The organism is Natronoarchaeum philippinense, from assembly GCF_900215575.1.
Lineage (GTDB): Archaea > Halobacteriota > Halobacteria > Halobacteriales > Natronoarchaeaceae > Natronoarchaeum > Natronoarchaeum philippinense.
Map to the genome: position 1 here is coordinate 493,918 of NZ_OBEJ01000002.1, position 18,308 is coordinate 512,225.

At 66.6% G+C, this 18,308-nt stretch carries 18 protein-coding genes; 9 read left to right on the forward strand and 9 right to left on the reverse strand.

The window, feature by feature from the left end; translation table 11 throughout:
* Positions 1–48: 48 nt before the first annotated feature.
* Positions 49–792 carry a proteasome assembly chaperone family protein gene (locus CRO01_RS09340; protein WP_097008856.1) on the reverse strand — a complete coding sequence of 248 codons (744 nt, stop codon included), beginning with the start codon at positions 790–792 and terminating at the stop codon, positions 49–51.
* Between the two features lie 107 nt (positions 793–899).
* On the opposite strand from CRO01_RS09340, the gene CRO01_RS09345 reads away from it, so the two are divergent.
* The 3 genes from CRO01_RS09345 (at position 900) to CRO01_RS16640 (ending at position 2,607) form a co-directional block, all read left to right on the forward strand.
* Positions 900–1,832, forward strand: coding sequence for an RsmB/NOP family class I SAM-dependent RNA methyltransferase (locus CRO01_RS09345; RefSeq protein WP_097008857.1), 933 nt, complete (start codon positions 900–902; stop codon positions 1,830–1,832).
* Positions 1,829–2,353, forward strand: a complete 525-nt coding sequence (locus CRO01_RS09350; protein WP_097008858.1) for a DUF7122 family protein — start codon at positions 1,829–1,831, stop codon at positions 2,351–2,353. Before CRO01_RS09345 ends, CRO01_RS09350 begins: the two co-directional genes overlap by 4 nt.
* A gap of 104 nt (positions 2,354–2,457) precedes the next feature.
* Complete coding sequence (locus tag CRO01_RS16640; RefSeq protein WP_179747446.1) at positions 2,458–2,607, forward strand: hypothetical protein; 150 nt, start codon at positions 2,458–2,460, stop codon at positions 2,605–2,607.
* A 27-nt stretch (positions 2,608–2,634) separates the two neighbouring features.
* On the opposite strand, the gene CRO01_RS09355 is transcribed toward CRO01_RS16640, so the two are convergent.
* The 7 genes from CRO01_RS09355 to CRO01_RS09385 form a co-directional block, all read right to left on the reverse strand.
* On the reverse strand, positions 2,635–3,474 hold the full coding sequence (locus tag CRO01_RS09355; RefSeq protein ID WP_097008859.1) for an aldo/keto reductase: 840 nt from the start codon (positions 3,472–3,474) through the stop codon (positions 2,635–2,637).
* An 88-nt stretch (positions 3,475–3,562) separates the two neighbouring features.
* The gene (locus tag CRO01_RS09360) at positions 3,563–4,009 is read right to left on the reverse strand and encodes a universal stress protein (protein ID WP_097008860.1); all 447 of its coding nucleotides are present in this window, start codon (positions 4,007–4,009) and stop codon (positions 3,563–3,565) included.
* Positions 4,010–4,059: 50 nt separating this feature from the next.
* Positions 4,060–5,586 (reverse strand): DUF790 family protein, encoded by a 1,527-nt coding sequence (locus tag CRO01_RS09365; protein ID WP_097008861.1) that lies wholly within the window; start codon positions 5,584–5,586, stop codon positions 4,060–4,062.
* A gap of 154 nt (positions 5,587–5,740) precedes the next feature.
* Positions 5,741–6,346: a response regulator gene (locus CRO01_RS09370; protein WP_097008862.1), complete on the reverse strand. Its 606-nt coding sequence runs from the start codon at positions 6,344–6,346 to the stop codon at positions 5,741–5,743.
* A gap of 131 nt (positions 6,347–6,477) precedes the next feature.
* Positions 6,478–7,347 carry an alpha/beta fold hydrolase gene (locus CRO01_RS09375; RefSeq protein ID WP_097009172.1) on the reverse strand — a complete coding sequence of 290 codons (870 nt, stop codon included), beginning with the start codon at positions 7,345–7,347 and terminating at the stop codon, positions 6,478–6,480.
* Positions 7,348–7,466: 119 nt separating this feature from the next.
* A complete protein-coding gene (fer, locus tag CRO01_RS09380; RefSeq protein WP_097008863.1) occupies positions 7,467–8,120 on the reverse strand; it encodes a ferredoxin Fer in 654 nt (217 codons plus the stop codon).
* Between the two features lie 114 nt (positions 8,121–8,234).
* Positions 8,235–9,701, reverse strand: a complete 1,467-nt coding sequence (locus tag CRO01_RS09385) for a DEAD/DEAH box helicase (RefSeq protein ID WP_097008864.1) — start codon at positions 9,699–9,701, stop codon at positions 8,235–8,237.
* A gap of 144 nt (positions 9,702–9,845) precedes the next feature.
* Here CRO01_RS09385 and CRO01_RS17065 point away from each other — a divergent pair, with 144 nt between their 5' ends.
* The 4 genes from CRO01_RS17065 to CRO01_RS09405 all read left to right on the forward strand — a co-directional run bounded on the left by CRO01_RS17065 (position 9,846) and on the right by CRO01_RS09405 (position 14,697).
* Complete coding sequence (locus tag CRO01_RS17065; protein WP_179747447.1) at positions 9,846–10,949, forward strand: nucleotide exchange factor GrpE; 1,104 nt, start codon at positions 9,846–9,848, stop codon at positions 10,947–10,949.
* Positions 10,950–11,089: 140 nt separating this feature from the next.
* A complete protein-coding gene (dnaK, locus tag CRO01_RS09395) occupies positions 11,090–13,000 on the forward strand; it encodes a molecular chaperone DnaK (protein ID WP_097008866.1) in 1,911 nt (636 codons plus the stop codon).
* Between the two features lie 229 nt (positions 13,001–13,229).
* Positions 13,230–13,694 (forward strand): nucleoside deaminase, encoded by a 465-nt coding sequence (locus CRO01_RS09400; protein ID WP_245838531.1) that lies wholly within the window; start codon positions 13,230–13,232, stop codon positions 13,692–13,694.
* A 115-nt stretch (positions 13,695–13,809) separates the two neighbouring features.
* On the forward strand, positions 13,810–14,697 hold the full coding sequence (locus CRO01_RS09405; RefSeq protein ID WP_097008867.1) for a ZIP family metal transporter: 888 nt from the start codon (positions 13,810–13,812) through the stop codon (positions 14,695–14,697).
* A 24-nt stretch (positions 14,698–14,721) separates the two neighbouring features.
* On the opposite strand, the gene CRO01_RS09410 is transcribed toward CRO01_RS09405, so the two are convergent.
* Positions 14,722–15,351, reverse strand: coding sequence for a ferredoxin--NADP reductase (locus tag CRO01_RS09410; protein WP_097008868.1), 630 nt, complete (start codon positions 15,349–15,351; stop codon positions 14,722–14,724).
* 309 nt (positions 15,352–15,660) lie between these two features.
* Between CRO01_RS09410 and CRO01_RS09415 the strand changes: the two genes are divergently transcribed.
* Together CRO01_RS09415 and CRO01_RS09420 are read left to right on the forward strand one after the other, a co-directional pair.
* Positions 15,661–17,415, forward strand: coding sequence for a 2-oxoacid:acceptor oxidoreductase subunit alpha (locus CRO01_RS09415; protein ID WP_097008869.1), 1,755 nt, complete (start codon positions 15,661–15,663; stop codon positions 17,413–17,415).
* Positions 17,412–18,278 carry a 2-oxoacid:ferredoxin oxidoreductase subunit beta gene (locus CRO01_RS09420; RefSeq protein WP_097008870.1) on the forward strand — a complete coding sequence of 289 codons (867 nt, stop codon included), beginning with the start codon at positions 17,412–17,414 and terminating at the stop codon, positions 18,276–18,278. Before CRO01_RS09415 ends, CRO01_RS09420 begins: the two co-directional genes overlap by 4 nt.
* The last annotated feature ends 30 nt before the right edge of the window (positions 18,279–18,308 follow it).

Here is an 18,308-nt window from a genome sequence, read left to right on the forward strand (position 1 = left end):
GGTGCGGATAGTTTTGGTGGTTGGCGCCGACCAGTTTTTGGCGTCGCGCTACTGGAACATCCGGAGCGGCTGGGCTTGGGAACTCTCGTCGGTGGCGGCCTGTTGCATCCGGCGGGCGAGCTGTTCTTTCTGCGCGCGGATCTCCTCGGCTCGGTCGCGCAGTTCCGACACGTCGGCGTCGACGCCGGCGAGCGGACCGATCCCCTGTTCGATCAGCGCCGCGGCCGCCTCCGGGTCGGGAAACTGCGGGTCGCTCTCGACGATTAGCCCGATGCCGTCGACGCCCGTTTCGGCAGCGCGTTCGAGCAACGCGCCGGTTGGCCCGGCGACGGCGCCGTTCTCGCTGGGCGCCGCCACGTCGAGCTCCGCCAGCCGATCGGCGGCGTCGTCGGTCGTTGCGACGCCGAACACCGGTCTGGGCTCTGCCTCGCTCTGTCCGGGGTAGCCGCTGCAGTACACCGGCAGGGCGTCTTGGGCGTCGATCCAGCCGGTGATACACTCGGCAAACCCCGGTGCGGCCGACGCCGAGACCGGAACGTCGCTCTGGAGCGCGAGGAGGTTCCGTTCGGCGTCGGCGTACAGCCGCACCGCCGGCCGGACGATCCGGTCGCCCTCCCGGTAGACGCCGACGCCGGGCAGGCCCTCGCAGTGGACGCTCGCGTAGTAGGTCATCTCGAACTGATCGACGAGGTGGTCGGTCGCAAGCTTGCCGACCAATCCCAGTCCCGGCAGCCCCTCGATCAGCGTCGGCGCGTCCAGCTCGACCTCGGCCCGGCGCTCGATACGTGCCATGTCATGTGGTTGCATCCCTCACGTATTAAGTACCCCGGCGCCGTGCGCGGACGGAGTCCCATCGCGCTCCGAAACCCCCAAGCGCCCGCCCCGCAAAGCCGCCGGCAATGGAACCACTGGAGCGGTATCGACCGCTGATCGACGACTTCGAGGCGTTTCGAGCGGCCTGCGAGCGGCCGCTGTCCTCGGCGGTGCGAGTCAACACGATCAAAGCCGATATCGACCGCGTTCGGACGGCGTTCGAGGATGCCGGCATCGGCTACGAGCAGGCCGACTGGAACGAGCGCGTGTTCACGCTCGACACCGACAGCCCGGGCACGACGTGGCCGTCGATGCACGGCTGGATTCACGGCCAAGAGGAAGTCTCGTCGCTCCCGCCGGTCGTGCTCGATCCGCAACCGGGCGAGCGCGTCTGGGACGCCGCGGCGGCGCCGGGCAGCAAGACGACCCAACTCGCCGCGCTGATGGACGACCGCGGACTGCTCGTCGCCAACGACAACAACCTCGGGCGGCTCTCGGCGCTCCGATTTAACGCCGAACGGCTGGGCGTCACGAACGTCGCCGTCACCAACCAAGACGCCCGGAACTTCTCGCTGAAACCCTTCGGCTCGGAGAGCGACGAGGCCGAGCGCGTCGAAGCGTTCGATCGCGCGCTGGTCGACGTTCCCTGCACCTGCGAGGGCACGATCCGGAAGAACCCCGACGTGCTCGACGAGTGGTCGCTCGACCACGTCACGAGCGTCGCGGGCATCCAGAAGGGCATCCTGACGCGCGCGATTCAGGCCACGAAGCCGGGCGGCCGCGTCGTCTACTCGACGTGTACGTTCGCGCCCGAGGAGAACGAGGCCGTGCTCGATCACGTCCTCGACGTCGAGGACTGCCGGATCGTCGAGCAGGACGTGCCGATGGACCACGTCTCCGGCGTCACCGAGTTCGAAGGCGAGACCTACGACCCGAGCGTCGAGAAGGCCGCACGGATCTACCCCCATCACAACGACACGGGCGGGTTCTTCTGTGCGACGCTGGAGGTGGGCACATGAGCGACGACGGCGAGACGCTGCGGGAAAACGTCGGCCAACGCTTCGCGCGCCTTCCGGCGACCGCCGACGAGCGCGATGTCGAGGGGCGAGTCTCCCGCGAAGAAGTGCTCGACTGGTGGGAGACTCGCTTCGGCGTCCCGCCGGAGACGTTCGATGACTACACGTTCTGGGAGAAAGGCGCCGGCAAGATCTGGGCGCTGGCGGGCGATGTCGTCTCGCCGATCGAGGTCGAGGCGATCGGGATGAAAGTGCTGCGAACGCGTCAGGAACACTGGAAGCCGACGACCGACGCCGTCCAGCGCTTCGGCCCCGAGGCGTCGAAGAATGTGATCGAACTCGACGCCGCCGACGCGCGGGCCTTCGCCGCCGGCGAGGACTTAGAGCCGGACTGGGACGGCGACTGGGGCTACCTGATCGGCGCCCACGAGATCGCCGGCGGCATCGAGCCGATCGGCGTCGGCCTGTTCACCCACGGCACGCTGCGCTCGATGGTGCCGAAGGGACGCCAGCGCGACGTGTAGAGACTGCGAAAGCGGTTTTGAGACTGACGTGTCCCCTCGAAAACCAGTGGCCACGAAGCTTATACCGGCTCCGTAGATGATTCTCGCGTATCGCCATCGGAACCATGCTCAATCTGCAACGATACGTCGAGCGATTCCTCGTCAGAGAGGGAGACACGCCGATCTTTCGGTGTACCGGCTGTGGCTGTACGTACGGCTCGAACAACGACTCCTGTACCGAGTGCTGGAGCGGTCGGCTCGTGCGGGTCGAGTGAGGTCGGGCCGGCGTCCGGACGCCCCGCTTACTGCGAGATACCGTACACGTCTCGACTCCAGTCTTTCTCCCGGGTGTCGTAGACTGCGTGGTCCCGGTCGAGAGCGTCGAGCCGCTCGCGGTCGGCGTCGTCGAGCGACCAGTCGAACAACTCGAAGTTGTCGCGGATGTGCTCGGGCGACCCCGACTTGGGGATGGCGACCACGTCGTTCTCGATGGCCCACCGGAGCACGATCTGGGCGGGCGTCTTCTCGTAGGCCTCGGCCAGTTCCTGCACGGTGTCGTCGTCGAGCACCTCGGTCCGGGCCAGCGGCGCCGCGGCCTCGATCACGGTGTCGGACTCCCGGATCGCTTCGACCCAGTCGGGCCGTTGGAGCCACGGGTGGTGCTCGATCTGGTTGACGGCGATCGGCACGTCCGAGATGTGATTCGCCGCTCCGAGCTGGTAGGGGCTGAAGTTCGAGACGCCGATGTTCCGGACTTTCCCCTCCGCGTGGAGCTGTTCCATCGCGTTCAGCGTCTCCCGGAGCGACACCGCCGGGTTGGGCCAGTGGATCAGGTATAGATCGAGGTAGTCGGTGCCGAGCTTTTCGAGGGACTCCTCGCACGACCTGCGGACCGACTCGTACTCCAGATTCTTCGGGAGCACCTTCGAGGTGAGAAACAGGTCGTCGCGGTCGTAGTCGGCGAGCACCTCGCCGATCTCGGCCTCGTTCATGTAGCCCTCGGCCGTGTCGACGTGCGTGTAGCCCGCATCGAGCGCGGCGCGAACCCCCTTCTGGACGGTCTCGCCGCCGATGTCCCACGTTCCGTAGCCGATCATCGGCATCTCGTCGCCGCCGGGCAGCGTCACTGTCGGTGTACTCATACGGACGCCACTATGCGAGAGCCGCCCTAACCGTTGGGGGTTCCGGCACGCGCGTCGGAGTCGAGCAGGACGCCGCGGTCGCCGCGGCTCAATCGGCGTGCCGAACAATGTGCACGTCGTAGCGCGGGTCCTCCGAGATCGGGTTGCCGACGCTGGTCAGCGGCGTCGAGACGCGGCCGGCGTTCTCGCTGCCGACGAAGATGATCGACGCCTCCAGATCGGCCGCGACCTGTCGGATCGCGCGCGTCACGTCGGTCGTCAGCGTCGCCCGGTAGTCGGTCTCTGCGGTCTCCTCGCAGCGAAGCCGCGCCGCCGGCGCGACATCCTCGACCTGCTGGCGAAGCCGCGTGCAGATTCGGTCGGTGTCGAACTGCTCGCCGGGGTCGATCCAGCCGCGGTCGCGGGCGAACTCGGCGTCCGGCGGGATCACCGCCAGCGCGACGACCTCCTCGCCGGTAAGTTCGCCGAACTCGGTCGCGCGGTCGAGCGCGGCCGTCGAGAGCGCCGAGCCGTCGAACGGCACCAGAAGTGTCATAGTTCGATCGTCATCGGGACGGATGTTAACTGTTTGGCGGCGGTCGCCGTTCACTCCTCGCGCTCGCGGACGGTCCCGCCGGACAGGCCCTCCCACTCGACGCGGTAGCCAAGCGCCGACAGCGCCGCGCTGGCGTCCCCGATGTCGGCGTCGCCGAGCGCGGATTCGGCCTCCGACAAGGTCATCCCCGTCTCGATCTCGTCGGCCAGCGCGTCCAGCACAGCGGGGCGGACCAGCGTGCGCCCGATCCGGTCGTGCTCGGGGAACGATTTGTCTTCGATCGCGGCCTCGCTGACGCCGTGGCGGGACGCCAGCGCGTCGAAGCCGATCACGTCTTCGTCGGGGACGAGTTCCGCGGGGAGGTCGGCCGCGCTCGCCGCGACCAGCTCGTTCTCGTACGTCCTGAGGGCGTCCCGTACGTCCTTGATCCGGACGGTCCCGGAGTAGGGAATCGCACGGTGGTCCCGTGCCTCGATCGCCTCGCCGGCGCCGAGGCTCTCGTCGACGGCGACCAGCAGTTCCTCGTCGTCGACGGCGTCTAACTTTTCGAGCTTCGAGTCGACGTACTCGGGCGTCCAAAAGCCCATAATCTCGAAGTAGATGGTGAAATCAGCGTGGCGATACTCGAAGGAGAAGTCAGGAATCAGTACGCTCGCGCCGGCCGCCAGCGGCTCCGGTTCGCGGACGAGGTCCCAGTCGAGATCGAGCGACTCGAATCGGGCGGCGAAGTCGGCCTCGACGCCGCTGTCGTAGCTGACCTCGGTGACGGGCTCGGCGTCGGGGACGCGCACCGGGTCGTCGTCGGAGAGCCGAAGCTCGCGCTCGGTGCCCCGGTCGTCGATGGTTGCTGTGAGCGTCCACTCGTCGGCTTTCACGACGGTCCGAAGCAGTCGGGCGAAGCGGGTGCCGTACCGCCGAGTCGCGCGAAACAGCCGGTCAGGGCCGGTGACGACGACCTCCCGAGCGCCGCCGGTCCCGTCCTCGTTGTCGATCTTCTTCACCTCGTACATCAGCCGGAGTCGCTTGACGGCCGACACCAGCGCCTTGGGATCGGAGGACCGAACGCGGATCTCGGTGGCGTCGAACAGCGCGGTCTGTGCCAGCGAGAGGTTGTACTGGGCCAGTAACTCGTCGGGCGCCCAGCGCGCGTCGACCGACGCCAGCGTCTGGCGCGGTTCGAGGTCGGCGTGCAGCGACTGCTCGACGGCGTCGGCGTCCGCGCCGAGACGGTCGGCGGCTCGGTCGAGCGCGCGCTCCCGGTCGGCCGTCGTCACGACGCCCTCGGCTTCGGCGGCCGCGAACGCCGCCGTCCGGGCGCGCTCGGGGTCGAGCGGCGCCCGCGTCTCGAACGCCGCCTCGCGGTCGAGCAGTTTCGCAAAGCCCCGGACCAGTTTGAAGTCCTCGGCCTCGTGTTCGAGGTCGGTGAGCGCCGCTGTCAACTCTTCTTTCCGGTGGTCGACGTGACCCTGATAGGTCCCGAGGACCTTCGCGGCCAGCGGGCGGTGACGCCGCTCGGCAAACTGGGGTTGGTAGCCCCCGCCAGCCCGCGAGACGCGCAGCAGGTCCTTGGTGAGCATCGCCTCGACGTGGGCGCCGACGGGGCAAAAACGATGCGACGGCGGTCGACGCACTGCGGGACGCCGACGGCCTTCGGCGTCGGAGCGCTGGGACGCCGACGGCCTTCGGCATCGCCGCGATGCCGTCGACGGAGTGTCGGGCTACTCCTGTCGGTCACTCCGAGTTCGGCTGCTCGAACTCGCGGAACACCGATCGAAAGTCCCTGTCCTCGAAGCGGTACAGCGTCGCCTCTAGATCGCCTTCGATCTCCTCGATCCGGCGCTCGAGTCGGACGTAGGCGTCGCTCCGCTGGAGTTCGGCGTCCGTGACGTGCTTTTCGAGCACCGACCGTTTCGAGACGTTGGCGAAGTATTCCTGAAGTCCATCTTGGTACTTCGTCCGCGCGAGCAGACGTTCGACGGTGCCGACGAGCGTATCTCGGTCGATCGGCTTGACGAGGTACTCGTCGAACCCCATCTCGACGACATCGAGGTCGGGATCGATGGCCGTGACGACGGCGACGGGACACTCCGCGCCGCGGTCCCGCAGCGCGGCGAGCACGTCGTCGCCCGAGACGTTGGGCATTCGCCGGTCGAGCAACAGCACGTCGATCTCGTCGTCCCACGCCGTCAGCGCCGCCTCGCCGCCGTCGGCCACGTGAACGCGGTAGTCGTCCTCGAGCCACGTGGCGTACAGTTGGGCGACCTGCGATTCGTCCTCGACGATTAGTACGTCGACTTGCGGTCCGTCCTCGGACGTGCCGGCCGGCGCCTCGGTCATAGCAGCCACGCTGCTGATCGTTTCGGCAACGGTGCGCTCAGGGTCGGTCGGGGGACAGTACGAACAGCTCCGAGGGAGCGCATGGTAACGTCTGACACATTACGTGCCGGACACTATAGCTCTGGCGGACACTACTCCGAGAGGAAGTCCACGAGCAACCGGTTCACGGCGTCGGTCCGCTCTCTGGGCGCCCAGTGGCCACACTCGGAAAGCACTTCGAGGCTGGCGTCGGGAATTCGCGTCGCGGCATTTCGGGACCAGTCCGCTGGAAACACCGGGTCGTCGGCACCGTGGATCAGGAGAGTTGGCACCGGCACCTCCTCGAGTCGCGGCGAGTAGTTGGTGCGAAACCCCGACCGCCGGACTTCGTGTCGACGCCACCGACGGTAGGCCTTGCCGGCTTGGGGGTGCTGGAGTTCACGGTAGTACTCGTCGATCACGGCGTCGGACAGCGCATCGACGTCGTGGACGATCCCTCGAAGACTCTGCTTGGCCAGCAGTCGGTGACGCCTGTGTACCGACAGCGAGAGTTCGTTGAGTATCGGCGCCCGGGAGAGCGCGTACGTCGCCAGCCCGTTCGGCAGTTCCTGTCCCAGCCCGTAGCTGCCGACGAGCGCGAGCTTCTCGACGCGCTCTGGTTCGCGGAGAGAATAGCCCAGCCCGACGCCGCCGCCCAGCGAGACGCCGACGATGCTGACAGTGTCGAACCCGAGTGCGTCCACCACGGCACTGAGCACGTCGACGTGAAACGTCGTGCTGTAGCTGGCGTCGGGTCGGGCGCTGCGGCCGTAGCCAGCCATGTCGAGCGCGACGACGCGGCGATCGGCCGCCAGCGGGCCGATCGTCGCGCCCCACGACAGCGTCGCGGCGTCGACGGCGCCGCCGTGGAGCAAGCACACCGGCGTTCGGCCGCTCCCCGACGAGAGGTAGTGTAACTCCAGCCCGTCGACCGTGAGCCACTCGTTGACGGGCTCGAAGTGTGGAGGGTGCTCCGTCGCCATCGTGTAGGTCGTCATCACGCGCCGGGAAATACCTTGCAGCGGTAGAGTGCGTCGTGGGGCGGCAGACGGCGTCGTGAGTCTGCAATCGCTGCCGTGGATCGGCAGCTGACGACGCGGTGTCAGTCTGAGTGGGCGCGCTCGAACCGGCTCGCAGACAGCAACAGTTCTTCGACTTCCGGGAGGTGCTTGACGTTGTAGACGATCTTCGTGTCGGCCGTGACGGGTGTGGTGATACAGGACAGGCGGATGCCGCGGTCGATCATCTCCGAGGACAGCACGTGGCTCGTCGGCGGCGGGACCTCGCCGTCGATCACCGCGACCGCGCAGTTCGAGCAGGCACCGCCGCGGCAGGCGAAGGGCCACGCGAGGCCGCTGTTCTCGGCGGCTTCGAGCAGCGATTCGCCCGGTTCGACGACGAACTCCCCGTGGTCGCTCTCGCTCAGGTCGGCGTCGGCGGCGCGCTCGAACAGGTCGTCGTCGTCCAGCGACCAGCCGTGATCGTCGAGCACCTCGTAGTCGAGATACTCGACGCGGTGTTCGATTCGCTCGGTGTCGTCGGCGTCGTCGACGGACGGTGAGGACTCTCCGGCGTCGATGTCCGCCCGAACGTCGCCCGACTTGATCCGTTCGTAGGCGGTCTTGACGGCCTGAAACTCCTCGGTAGAGCCGCCCTGATCGGGATGGGCTGCTTTGACTCGCCGGCGGTAGGCCTCCACGAGTTCGTCCTCGTCCGCGTCCGGCTCGACACCCAGAATCTCGTATGGGGACGCCACAGGGGCCCCTAGCGAACGAACGAATATATTCTCTCGCCCGGCGGCAGGCCTTCCCTCGCTGGACGACCGGTGGCGTCCCTGCGGCCCGAGGAGGATCGGCTCACTCCGTTCGCCTTATCTCCTCCTGCTCGCTACGCCCTCCTCGGCGGTGTCGTCGGCGACGACCTCGTACAGCAGCGCGCGCTCGGTCTCCTCGCTGGGGCGGAGAATGCGCCCGAGCCGCTGGGTGAACTCGCGCTCGCTCCCGCTGCCTGAGAGCACGGCGGCGACGCTGGCGTCGGGCACGTCGATCCCCTCGTCGAGGACGTTCGAGGTGACGACGCGCGTGTACTCCCCGTCGCGGAACTTCTCCAGGATGTCCCGGCGTTCGGCCGTCGGCGTCCGGTGGGTGATCGCGGGCGCGAGAAATCGCTCTGCGATGCGGTACGCGAAGTCGTTGTGCGCGGTGAAGACGATGGTGCGCTGGCCCCGGTGGCGATCGAAAATCTCCGCGAGCGCCTCGACTTTGGCGTCACAACTCATCATGATCTCGCGGGCGCGCTGCTTGGCCAGCAGCGCCTCGCGGGCGGCCGGATCGCTCCCAGAGCGCTTGACGAGTTCCTGATAGTCGCTGCCGCTTCGGAGTTGGAGGTTCGACTGCGCGAGGTAGTCGGTGAACGTCCCCTGATTCTCCTCGTAGGCGGCGCGTTCCTCTTCGGTCAGTTCGACCGAGAGCCGGCGCACGTCGTACGGCGAGAGGTGCTCGCCCGCGAGTTCGTCCGGATCGAGCGAGTGGACGACCGGCCCGACCAACTCCGCGACGACTTCGTGGGCGTCGTCCGGGCGCTCGAACGTCGCCGTCAGGCCGAGTCGGGCGGGCGCAGCGAGCAGGCGAGCGATCTCACGGTAGCCTTCGCCGCCGAGATGGTGGACCTCGTCGAAGATCACCAGCCCGAACCGATCGCCCAGTTCGTCGGCCCGGAGGTACGCCGAGTCGTAGGTCGCCACCGTGATCGGGCCGACGCGCTGGACGCCGCCGCCGAGTTGGCCGATTTCGACGCCGGCGGCAGTGCCCGTCGTGACGCCGCCGGTCCCTGTCTCGACGCCCTCGCTCCCCGCCTCAGCGTCGCTGGCCCGTCGCCGATTGCCGCCCGAACCGAACTCGGTTTCGAGTTCCTCGCGCCACTGTTCGAGCAGGTCGATCGTCGGCACGACGACCAGCGTCGGCGTCGACAGGTCGGCGATCGCGGCCAGCCCGATCACCGTCTTGCCGCTCCCGGTCGGCAGTTCCAGCACGCCCCGGCGTGGCGCCGACGCGGCGTCGCCGTCCGACGCCGTGGCGTCCTCGCGCCACGCGTCGAGCGCGGCGGTCTGGTACTCTCGAAGCTGGTAGCTCGACGCCAGTTCCGGAACGGCATCGAGATCGAGCGCGCGATCCTCGTACTCGATATCGCGTGTGTCGAGTCGCTCGCGGATCGCGCCGTACCGGTGGGCGGGCGCCCGGTAGGTCTCCGATCGGGGGTCGAACTCGGCGTCCTCGATCCCCTCGGCGTCGGCGCCGTCGATCCGGAGCGTTCCGTCCTCGAACGAGAGCGAGAGCACGGTAGCGCGTACGCACCTGAGGACAAAAAGCCACGTCACCCGCTACCGCCTCCGGCGGTCGCCCCGCGCTCGGTGGGGATCGGCGTCCTACCGGGGCCGCCGGTTTCCTGAACCCTTATGCGTGCCCGGGGGTTTGTACCGGCCATGAGCGAGGACGAGGGCACGGAGCAAGCGCCCCCCGAGCCGGAGGTCGACGCGGACGCCGACATCGAGATCAGCGAGAATCTGGTCGCCAAGGTCGCGTCCCACGACTCGGAGCTCGGCAAGGAGGTCAAGGCGCTGGCCGAGATCGCCATCGAGCTGAACCACGCGGTCAGCGATCTGGAATCGGAGCTCGAAGACGTCCGGTCAGAGCGCGACGAGTTGGAGTCCGAGCGCGACGAACTGGAATCGGAACTCGAAGAGGCCCGCGCGGAAGCCGAGGACTACGAAGAGCGCCTCCAGCGCAAGCAGGCCGATTTCAAGAACTACAAGCAGCGCCAGCAACGCGAGAAAGAGCGCATCAAAGAGCGCGCCACCGAGGACCTCGTCGAACGGCTGGTCGACGTTCGGGACAACCTCACCCGGGCGGCCGAGCAGGACCACGACAACGTCGAGAGCATCCGCGAGGGCGTCGAGATGACGCTCAAGCAGTTCGATCGCGTGCTCGACGACGAGAACGTCACGATGGTCGAACCCGAAGAGGGCGACGACGTGGACCCCCAGCGCCACGAAGTGATGATGCGGGTCGACGCCGACGAGCCCGAGGGCGACATCGTCGACGTGTACCGGCCGGGCTACGAGATGGCCGACAAGGTGCTCCAGTCCGCGCAGGTGACGGTCTCGAACGGCAACGGAGTAGCCGACGAGGAAGACGACGCCGACGACGCTGCGGAGGACGAGGCGCCCGAAGAAGACGAGGCAGACGACGACACCCCGGACGGCGACGGTTCGGTCGCCGACGAGGCGGATGCCGACGGCGACGAGTCCGACGAGGAAGTGGAAGTAGACGAGCAAACGGACGACGAGGAGAGCGATGACGAGGCGGACGACGCAGCGGAGTCGGAGGACGACGATCCAGAGCCCGAGGAGCGTGCTGACTCCGAAGCGGACGAGGAAAACTCGGACGGTGAGGAAACCGGCGACGATGCCGACGACCGGGATGGAGCCGAGGATGATGCCGACGCCGAGGACGGCGCCGACCACGAGGATGGCGACGGAGGGGACGCCGACGACGCCGTCGAGGCCTCGGCCGCGAACGACGAGTGAGCGCCACGGGAGAAGGTATATAACCCCGTATCTGCCATCGGGGTGAGACGCGTTTACAGCCGTGTTTTTCGGGTTTTAATTCGTCATTGTGCGACTGTGTAGAAAGGTTTATACGGAACAGCCCACAAACCTCTTGCAAGATGGCCAGTAACAAGATTCTCGGTATCGACCTCGGTACCACGAACAGCGCGTTCGCCGTAATGGAAGGCGGTGACCCGGAGATCATCGTCAACAGCGAGGGCGAGCGGACGACACCCTCGATCGTCTCCTTTACCGACGAGGGCGAGCGACTGGTCGGGAAGCCGGCGAAGAATCAGGCAGTCCAGAACCCCGAGCGCACGATCCAGTCGATCAAGCGCCACATGGGCGACGAGGACTACACCGTCGAGATCGACGGCGAGGAGTACACGCCCGAGCAGATCTCGGCGATGACGCTCCAGAAGATCAAGCACGACGCCGAGGAGTATCTCGGCGACGAAGTCGAGAAAGCCGTCATCACGGTCCCCGCGTACTTCTCGGACCGACAGCGACAGGCCACGAAGAACGCCGGCGAGATCGCCGGCTTCGAGGTCGAGCGCATCGTCAACGAGCCGACCGCGGCGTCGATGGCCTACGGGCTCGAAGACGACCAAGACCAGACCGTCCTCGTGTACGACCTCGGCGGGGGGACGTTCGACGTTTCGATTCTCGACCTCGGCGGCGGCGTCTACGAGGTCGTCGCAACGAACGGCGACAACGATCTGGGCGGCGACGACTGGGACGAAGCCATCATCGACTGGCTCGCCGAGGAGTTCGAGAACGAGCACGGCATCGACCTCCGCGAGGACCGGCAGGCGCTCCAGCGACTCAAGGACGCCGCCGAGGAAGCCAAGATCGAGCTCTCCTCGCGCAAGGAGACCGAGATCAACCTCCCGTTCATCACGGCGACCGACGACGGCCCGATCCACCTCGAAGAGAGTCTCACACGCGCGAAGTTCGAGTCGCTCACCAGCGATCTGATCGAGCGCACCGTCGAGCCGACCGAGCAGGCACTCGAAGACGCCGGCTACTCCAAGGACGACCTCGACGAGGTGCTGATGGTCGGCGGCTCGACGCGGATGCCCCAGGTCCAAGAGCAGGTCGAGGAGATGACGGGCAAAGAGCCCAAGAAGAACGTCAACCCCGACGAGGCCGTCGCGCTGGGCGCGGCGATTCAGGGCGGCGTGCTCGGCGGCGAGGTCGACGACCTCGTGCTGCTCGACGTGACGCCGCTTTCGCTCGGTATCGAGGTCAAGGGTGGCATCTTCGAGCGCCTCATCGAGAAGAACACGACGATCCCGACCGAGGAGTCGAAGATCTTCACCACCGCCGCGGACAACCAGACATCGGTGCAGGTGCGCGTGTTCCAAGGCGAGCGCGAGATCGCCCAAGAGAACGAGATGCTCGGCGAGTTCCACCTGACGGGCATCCCGCCAGCCCCCGCCGGAACGCCCCAGATCGAGGTGTCCTTCAGCATCGACGAGAACGGCATCGTCAACGTGCAGGCGGAGGACAAGGGCTCGGGCAACGCCGAGGAGATCACCATCGAGGGCGGCGCCGGCCTCTCCGACGAGGAGATCGAGCAGATGCAGCAGGAAGCCGCGGAACACGCCGAAGAGGACCAGCAGCGCCGCGAGCGCATCGAGGCTCGCAACGCCGCGGAAGAAGCGATCCAGCGCGCTAACACGCTGCTCGAGGAGAACGAGGAAGCCGTCGACGACGCGCTCCGAGAGGATATCGAGGCCGAGATCGACAACGTCGAGGCCGTCCTCGACGACGACGACGCGACCAAGGAAGACTACGAAGAGGCCACCGAAGGACTCACCGAGGCGCTCCAAGAGATCGGCAAGCAGATGTACGATCAGCAGGGCGCACAGGCCGGCGCCGCGGGCGGTGCGGGCGGCATGGGCGGCGCCGCCGGTCCGGGCGGCCCGGACCCGACGACGGGCACCGACGGCGGCCCTGAGGCCGGCGACGGCGACGAGTTCGTCGACGCCGACTTCGAGGACGTCGACGAGAGCGACGAGGAGTAACGCGACGAGTCGCTCTCGTCGGCTCGATAGACGAGCGGAGCGAGTCTATCGGTGTCTGAAAAAGCGAGCGGAGCGAGCTTTTTCAGTTGGACGACGAGGAGGAGAACTGAAGGGACGAGGACTGACACAGCGGCTACGAACGAAGCGCATTTTTCAGTGAGGCCACGGCGGCGTCGGACTGCCCGGCACAGACAGCACAGTTACGTAGCTGCCGATTCAGGAGACAGTCGTGTCCGAGACGACGTTCGACGATTTCGACCACGAGTCGCACATGCGTCGCGCCTTCGAACTCGCTCGTGAGGCCGCCGCCCGCGGTGATCGGCCGTTCGGGAGCGTGCTCGTCCGCGACGATACGATCGTCATGACCGACTCGAACCGGGTCGTCACCGAGGACGACATCCGCCGACATCCCGAGTTGCACCTCGCGCATCGGGCGTGTCAGGAACTCAGTCCGGACGAGCGCGCCGAGACGGTCATGTACACCAGCACCGAGCCGTGCCCGATGTGTTCGGGCGGGATGATCGACGCCGGGTTCGGACGGGTCGTCTACAGCGTCGGCGGCGACGAAATCGGGGAGTTCGTCGGGGAGAACTCGCCGGCACGGTCGGCGGCGGTTCTCGACGGCGTCACCGAGGTCGTCGGCCCCGTCTTGAACGACGAGGGACGCCAGATCCACCGCGACTTCGAGTGGTGAGTCCGGCGGTGGCGGCTCGTATCGCCGTTGCTTTGAGGTCGCGCCTCGCATTTAGGAACGCCTAAAACATACAAATTCTGATAAGATATTTACTTCCGGAGCCCCAAGTTCCGGTATGGTTCTGCTGGAGAGTCTCGTCGTCGTATTTGTCGCCGGGTTGATCACTGCGCTGGCGACCGGCCTCGGGGCGATCCCGTTTTTCTTCGTCGAGGAGTTCAGCGACCGGTGGAACGTCGCTCTGTGGGGGATTGCGTCGGGGATCATGCTGACGGTGTCGGTGTTCGGGCTCGCCGACGAGGGGCTGGCCTACGCGTCCAGTGGGTTCCCGACGCTGCTGGTCGGCGGGCTTCTCTCGGGCGTCGTGCTCGTCGAGGTGTCCGGCCGCATTCTGGATCACACCGACATCAGTAACGGGTTGAACGGCGAGCTCGCCGATCAGATCGACGACGTGCAGACCGACGGCGCATCCCACGAGGACCTCGCGCCGGAAGCCAAGGCGTTCGCGGAGGGCGACCTGAAGAAACTGATCCTCATCCTCGGCGTCCTCACGGTCCACAGTTTCCCCGAAGGCGTCGCTGTCGGCGTCTCCTTTGCCGAGTTGGGGCTGGAGGGAGGAATCCCGATACTCGGGCTCTCGGTGCCGCTGCTGGCCATCTTCATCACTGTCGCCATCGCTATCCACAACATCCCGGAGGGGACTGCAATCGCCATTCCGATGCGCGCGCTGGGGCTTTCGAACTGGCGGATGGTCGGTGCGGCGGTATTTTCGAGTCTTCCCCAGCCCATCGGCGCGGTCATCGCCTTCACGTTCGTCTCGTGGGCCGAGGCGTTCCTGCCGGCCGGCTACGGCTTCGCCGCCGGGGCGATGGTGTATCTGGTTCTCACGGAGTTCGTTCCGGAGGCGCTCGACGCCGGAGCGGAGCTGCCGAACAGCGGGCGCCGGGAGTTGATCGCGGGCCTCCTCGCCGGTGCGGTCGCCATGCTGCCGATCGTCTACGCCTGACTCCTTGGGTGTGGGACGCCGACGCTACCCGAAGCTCTCGACTTTTGCGGCCTCGAAGTCGCCGCCGGCCGCCTCGATCGCGTCGCGCACGTCCTCGACGAACGCCTGAAAGCCGAACACGTAGACCTGCCCGTCGTCGGCGACCTCCGCGACGGCGTCGTCGAGCGCGCCGTCGCCGACGATAGCGACGTGTGCGCCGCCGTTCGAGAGCGTCGAGAGGCGCTCCTCGTGGGCCGGTTCGTCGTCGCGGTAGACGATCGACACGTCGCCGCCCGCGCTCGCCGCTGCCTCGCCCAGCCCGACTGCGGGACCGACGCCGGGACCGCCGGCGAACACGACGACGCTTTCCTCGCCTTCGTAGTAGACTTCACCGAAGGGACCTTCGATCGTGATCTCGTCACCGACCTGCCGGTTGGCGAGCCACGGCGAGAGGTCGCCGTCCGGGTCGACGCCGACCGTGATCTCGAACGTGTCCTCGACATCGGGCGAGGAGAGGGTGTAGTACCGCGAGAGCTCCTCGCCGTCGACAGTTGCTCTGACGAGCACGAACTGACCGGGCTCGGCCTCGAACCCATCGGGCGTCTCCAGTTCCAGCGCGATTGTGTCGGGACCGACGGTGTCGACTGCACGAACCGTTACGTCTGTCTCGTCCATGCCCGGCCTAGCGCCGCTTGCGGCCTAAGGACTTGCGTTCGGCGGCGAGCGTGACCGAACCCCGGTGACGAACTGTTCTATGTATTCGGACAAATATCGACGACTGTCCACGTCATGGGTCGATTTAGGAGTCCAAAATGATCGTATGGGCACCGTTACTCCGGGCACCGGCCGAAACTTATGTATAAAACTTGCTCTTCACGCAATTGTGCGGAAAGGGAAGCGAACGACGGGAGCGTTTCAAGCGGTTCATCTAGTGGTGTTCCAGAAGGTTTTTCATTTGGCGCGGGCTACGGCCGCACCACTACCATGGCCGAGGATTTAAACTGGGCAATTGGAGGGGAAGCCGGTGACGGGATCAACTCCACCGGGAAAATATTCGCCCAGGCGCTTGCGCGCGCTGGACGGCACGTGTTCACATCCAAGGACTTCGCGTCTCGGATCCGCGGCGGATACACCGCGTACAAGGTCCGGTCGTCGACCGAACGAGTGCAAAGCGTCGTCGATCGACTCGATCTGCTGGTCGCGCTGACACAGCGCACGATCGACGAGAATCTGGACGAGCTCCACGAGGGCAGCGTCATCATCTACGACGGCGAGCGCTCGTGGGACGCCGAGATTCCCGACGAGATGCACGCCGTCGACGTCCCGCTGAAGTCGCTGGCCGAGGACGCGGGCGGCGCGATCATGGCCAACACGGTTGCACTGGGGGCCGCTTGTGAGATCGCTTCGTTCCCGATCGAGAACCTCGACGAGTCCCTCGAGAAACGCTTCGGGGGCAAAGGCGAGAAGATCGTCGAGAACAACAAGGAAGCCGCACGCCTCGGACGGGATCACGTCCAAGAAAACTACGGCGAGTTCGACTACGAGCTGGAGACGACCGACGAGGACTACGTCCTGCTGAACGGCGACGAGGCGATCGGGATGGGCGCTATCGCCGCCGGCTGCCGGTTCTACTCGGGCTACCCGATCACGCCCGCGACCGACGTGATGGAGTATCTGACCGGCCGGATCGACCAGTACGGCGGCACCGTCGTGCAGGCCGAAGACGAGCTGTCGGCGATCAACATGGCGCTCGGCGCCGCTCGCGCCGGTGCGCGCGCGATGACTGCCACGTCCGGGCCGGGAATCGACCTGATGACCGAAACCTTCGGGCTGGTTGCGACCTCGGAGACGCCGCTTGTCATCTGTGACGTGATGCGCTCGGGCCCCTCGACGGGGATGCCGACCAAGCAAGAGCAGGGCGACCTCAACATGGCGCTGTACGGCGGCCACGGCGAAATTCCGCGCTTCGTCGTCGCGCCGACGAACGTCGCCGAGTGTTTCCACAAGACCGTCGAGGCGTTCAACCTCGCCGAGAAGTACCAGACGCCCGTCTTCCTGGTGGCCGACTTGGCGATGGCGGTCACCGAGCAGACGTTCGCGCCCGAGGAGTTCGACATGGACGAGGTCGAGGTAGACCGCGGCAAAGTCGTCGACGAGGACGAGGTCGACGAGTGGCTCGACGGGCAGGGCCGGTTCCGCGCCCACGCCGACACCGACGACGGCATCAGTCCGCGCGCGCTTCCCGGCACGGTCGACGGCGCACATATGTCGACCGGGCTCGAGCACGACGAACTCGGCCGTCGGACCGAGGACACCGACATGCGCATCCGGCAGGTCGACAAACGCGACCGCAAGGTCGAAACTGCACAGGAGCGCGAAGACTGGTCGCCCCGTGAGTTCGGTAACGAGGACGCCGATACGCTCGTTATCACGTGGGGGTCGCTCGAAGGCGCGATGGTCGAGGCGCTCGACTTCCTCGAGGAGGACGGGTTCGACGTGCGCTTCCTCTCGGTACCCTACATCTTCCCCCGCCCCGATCTCAGCGACGAGATCGAGGCGGCCGAGGACGTCATCGTCGTCGAGGAGAACAAGCAGGGCCAGCTCGCGGACCTGCTCGAACACGACGCGCTGGCACGCGTGAAACGGGTGAACAAGTACAACGGCGTGCGGTTCAAGGCCGACGAACTGGCCGACGATATCAAGTCCGCGCTCGCGGGAGACGCGGAGGTGAAAGCATGAGTTCAGACGTTCGATTCACAGACTTCAAGTCCGACAAGCAGCCGACTTGGTGTCCCGGATGCGGCGACTTCGGGACGATGAACGGCATGATGAAAGCCCTTGCCAACACCGGCAACTCCCCCGACGACACGTTCGTGGTCGCCGGGATCGGCTGTTCCGGCAAGATCGGGACGTACATGCACAGCTACGCGCTCCACGGCGTCCACGGGCGCGCGCTGCCGGTCGGCACGGGCGTCAAGCTCGCCAACCCCGACCTCGAAGTGATGGTCGCGGGCGGCGACGGCGACGGCTACTCCATCGGTGCGGGCCACTTCGTCCACGCGGTGCGCCGGAACGTCGACATGACCTACGTCGTCATGGACAACCGCATCTACGGGCTCACGAAGGGCCAAGCCTCGCCGACTTCCCGCGAGGACTTCGAGACCTCGACGACGCCGGAGGGGTCCAAGCAGCCGCCGGTCAACCCCCTCGCGCTCGCGCTGGCCTCCGGAGCCTCGTTTATCGCCCAGTCCTTTAGCTCGGACGCGATGCGTCACACCGAGATCGTCCAGAAGGCGATCGAGCACGACGGCTTCGGCTTCGTCAACGTCTTCTCGCCGTGCGTGACGTTCAACGACGTCGACACGTACGACTACTTCCGCGACTCGCTGGTCGATCTGGCAGAGGAAGACGATTACGACCCGAGCGACCGCGAGCAGGCCAAAGACGCGATCCTCGACGCCGACAAGGAGTACATGGGCGTGCTCTACGAGAACGAGGACTCGGTGCCCTACAGCGAGCGCCACGGGCTGGACTCGGACATGTCCGACATCCCGGATGGCGCTCCGGAAGACGCGATGGATCTGGTTCGGGAGTTCTACTAACTCGCGGCCGCGGTACTGAACCTATTTACC

What these genes read in the sequence shown, in the direction of transcription:
- CRO01_RS16640 (WP_179747446.1), top strand. Translation starts at nt 2,458, where the DNA reads ATGCTCAATCTGCAACGATACGTCGAGCGATTCCTCGTCAGAGAGGGA.
- CRO01_RS09355 (WP_097008859.1), bottom strand. Translation starts at nt 3,474, where the DNA reads ATGAGTACACCGACAGTGACGCTGCCCGGCGGCGACGAGATGCCGATG.
- dnaK (WP_097008866.1), top strand. Translation starts at nt 11,090, where the DNA reads ATGGCCAGTAACAAGATTCTCGGTATCGACCTCGGTACCACGAACAGC.
- CRO01_RS09350 (WP_097008858.1), top strand. Translation starts at nt 1,829, where the DNA reads ATGAGCGACGACGGCGAGACGCTGCGGGAAAACGTCGGCCAACGCTTC.
- CRO01_RS09365 (WP_097008861.1), bottom strand. Translation starts at nt 5,586, where the DNA reads ATGCTCACCAAGGACCTGCTGCGCGTCTCGCGGGCTGGCGGGGGCTAC.
- CRO01_RS17065 (WP_179747447.1), top strand. Translation starts at nt 9,846, where the DNA reads ATGAGCGAGGACGAGGGCACGGAGCAAGCGCCCCCCGAGCCGGAGGTC.
- CRO01_RS09405 (WP_097008867.1), top strand. Translation starts at nt 13,810, where the DNA reads ATGGTTCTGCTGGAGAGTCTCGTCGTCGTATTTGTCGCCGGGTTGATC.
- CRO01_RS09370 (WP_097008862.1), bottom strand. Translation starts at nt 6,346, where the DNA reads ATGACCGAGGCGCCGGCCGGCACGTCCGAGGACGGACCGCAAGTCGAC.
- CRO01_RS09415 (WP_097008869.1), top strand. Translation starts at nt 15,661, where the DNA reads ATGGCCGAGGATTTAAACTGGGCAATTGGAGGGGAAGCCGGTGACGGG.
- CRO01_RS09410 (WP_097008868.1), bottom strand. Translation starts at nt 15,351, where the DNA reads ATGGACGAGACAGACGTAACGGTTCGTGCAGTCGACACCGTCGGTCCC.
- CRO01_RS09360 (WP_097008860.1), bottom strand. Translation starts at nt 4,009, where the DNA reads ATGACACTTCTGGTGCCGTTCGACGGCTCGGCGCTCTCGACGGCCGCG.
- CRO01_RS09340 (WP_097008856.1), bottom strand. Translation starts at nt 792, where the DNA reads ATGGCACGTATCGAGCGCCGGGCCGAGGTCGAGCTGGACGCGCCGACG.
- CRO01_RS09375 (WP_097009172.1), bottom strand. Translation starts at nt 7,347, where the DNA reads ATGGCGACGGAGCACCCTCCACACTTCGAGCCCGTCAACGAGTGGCTC.
- CRO01_RS09345 (WP_097008857.1), top strand. Translation starts at nt 900, where the DNA reads ATGGAACCACTGGAGCGGTATCGACCGCTGATCGACGACTTCGAGGCG.
- CRO01_RS09420 (WP_097008870.1), top strand. Translation starts at nt 17,412, where the DNA reads ATGAGTTCAGACGTTCGATTCACAGACTTCAAGTCCGACAAGCAGCCG.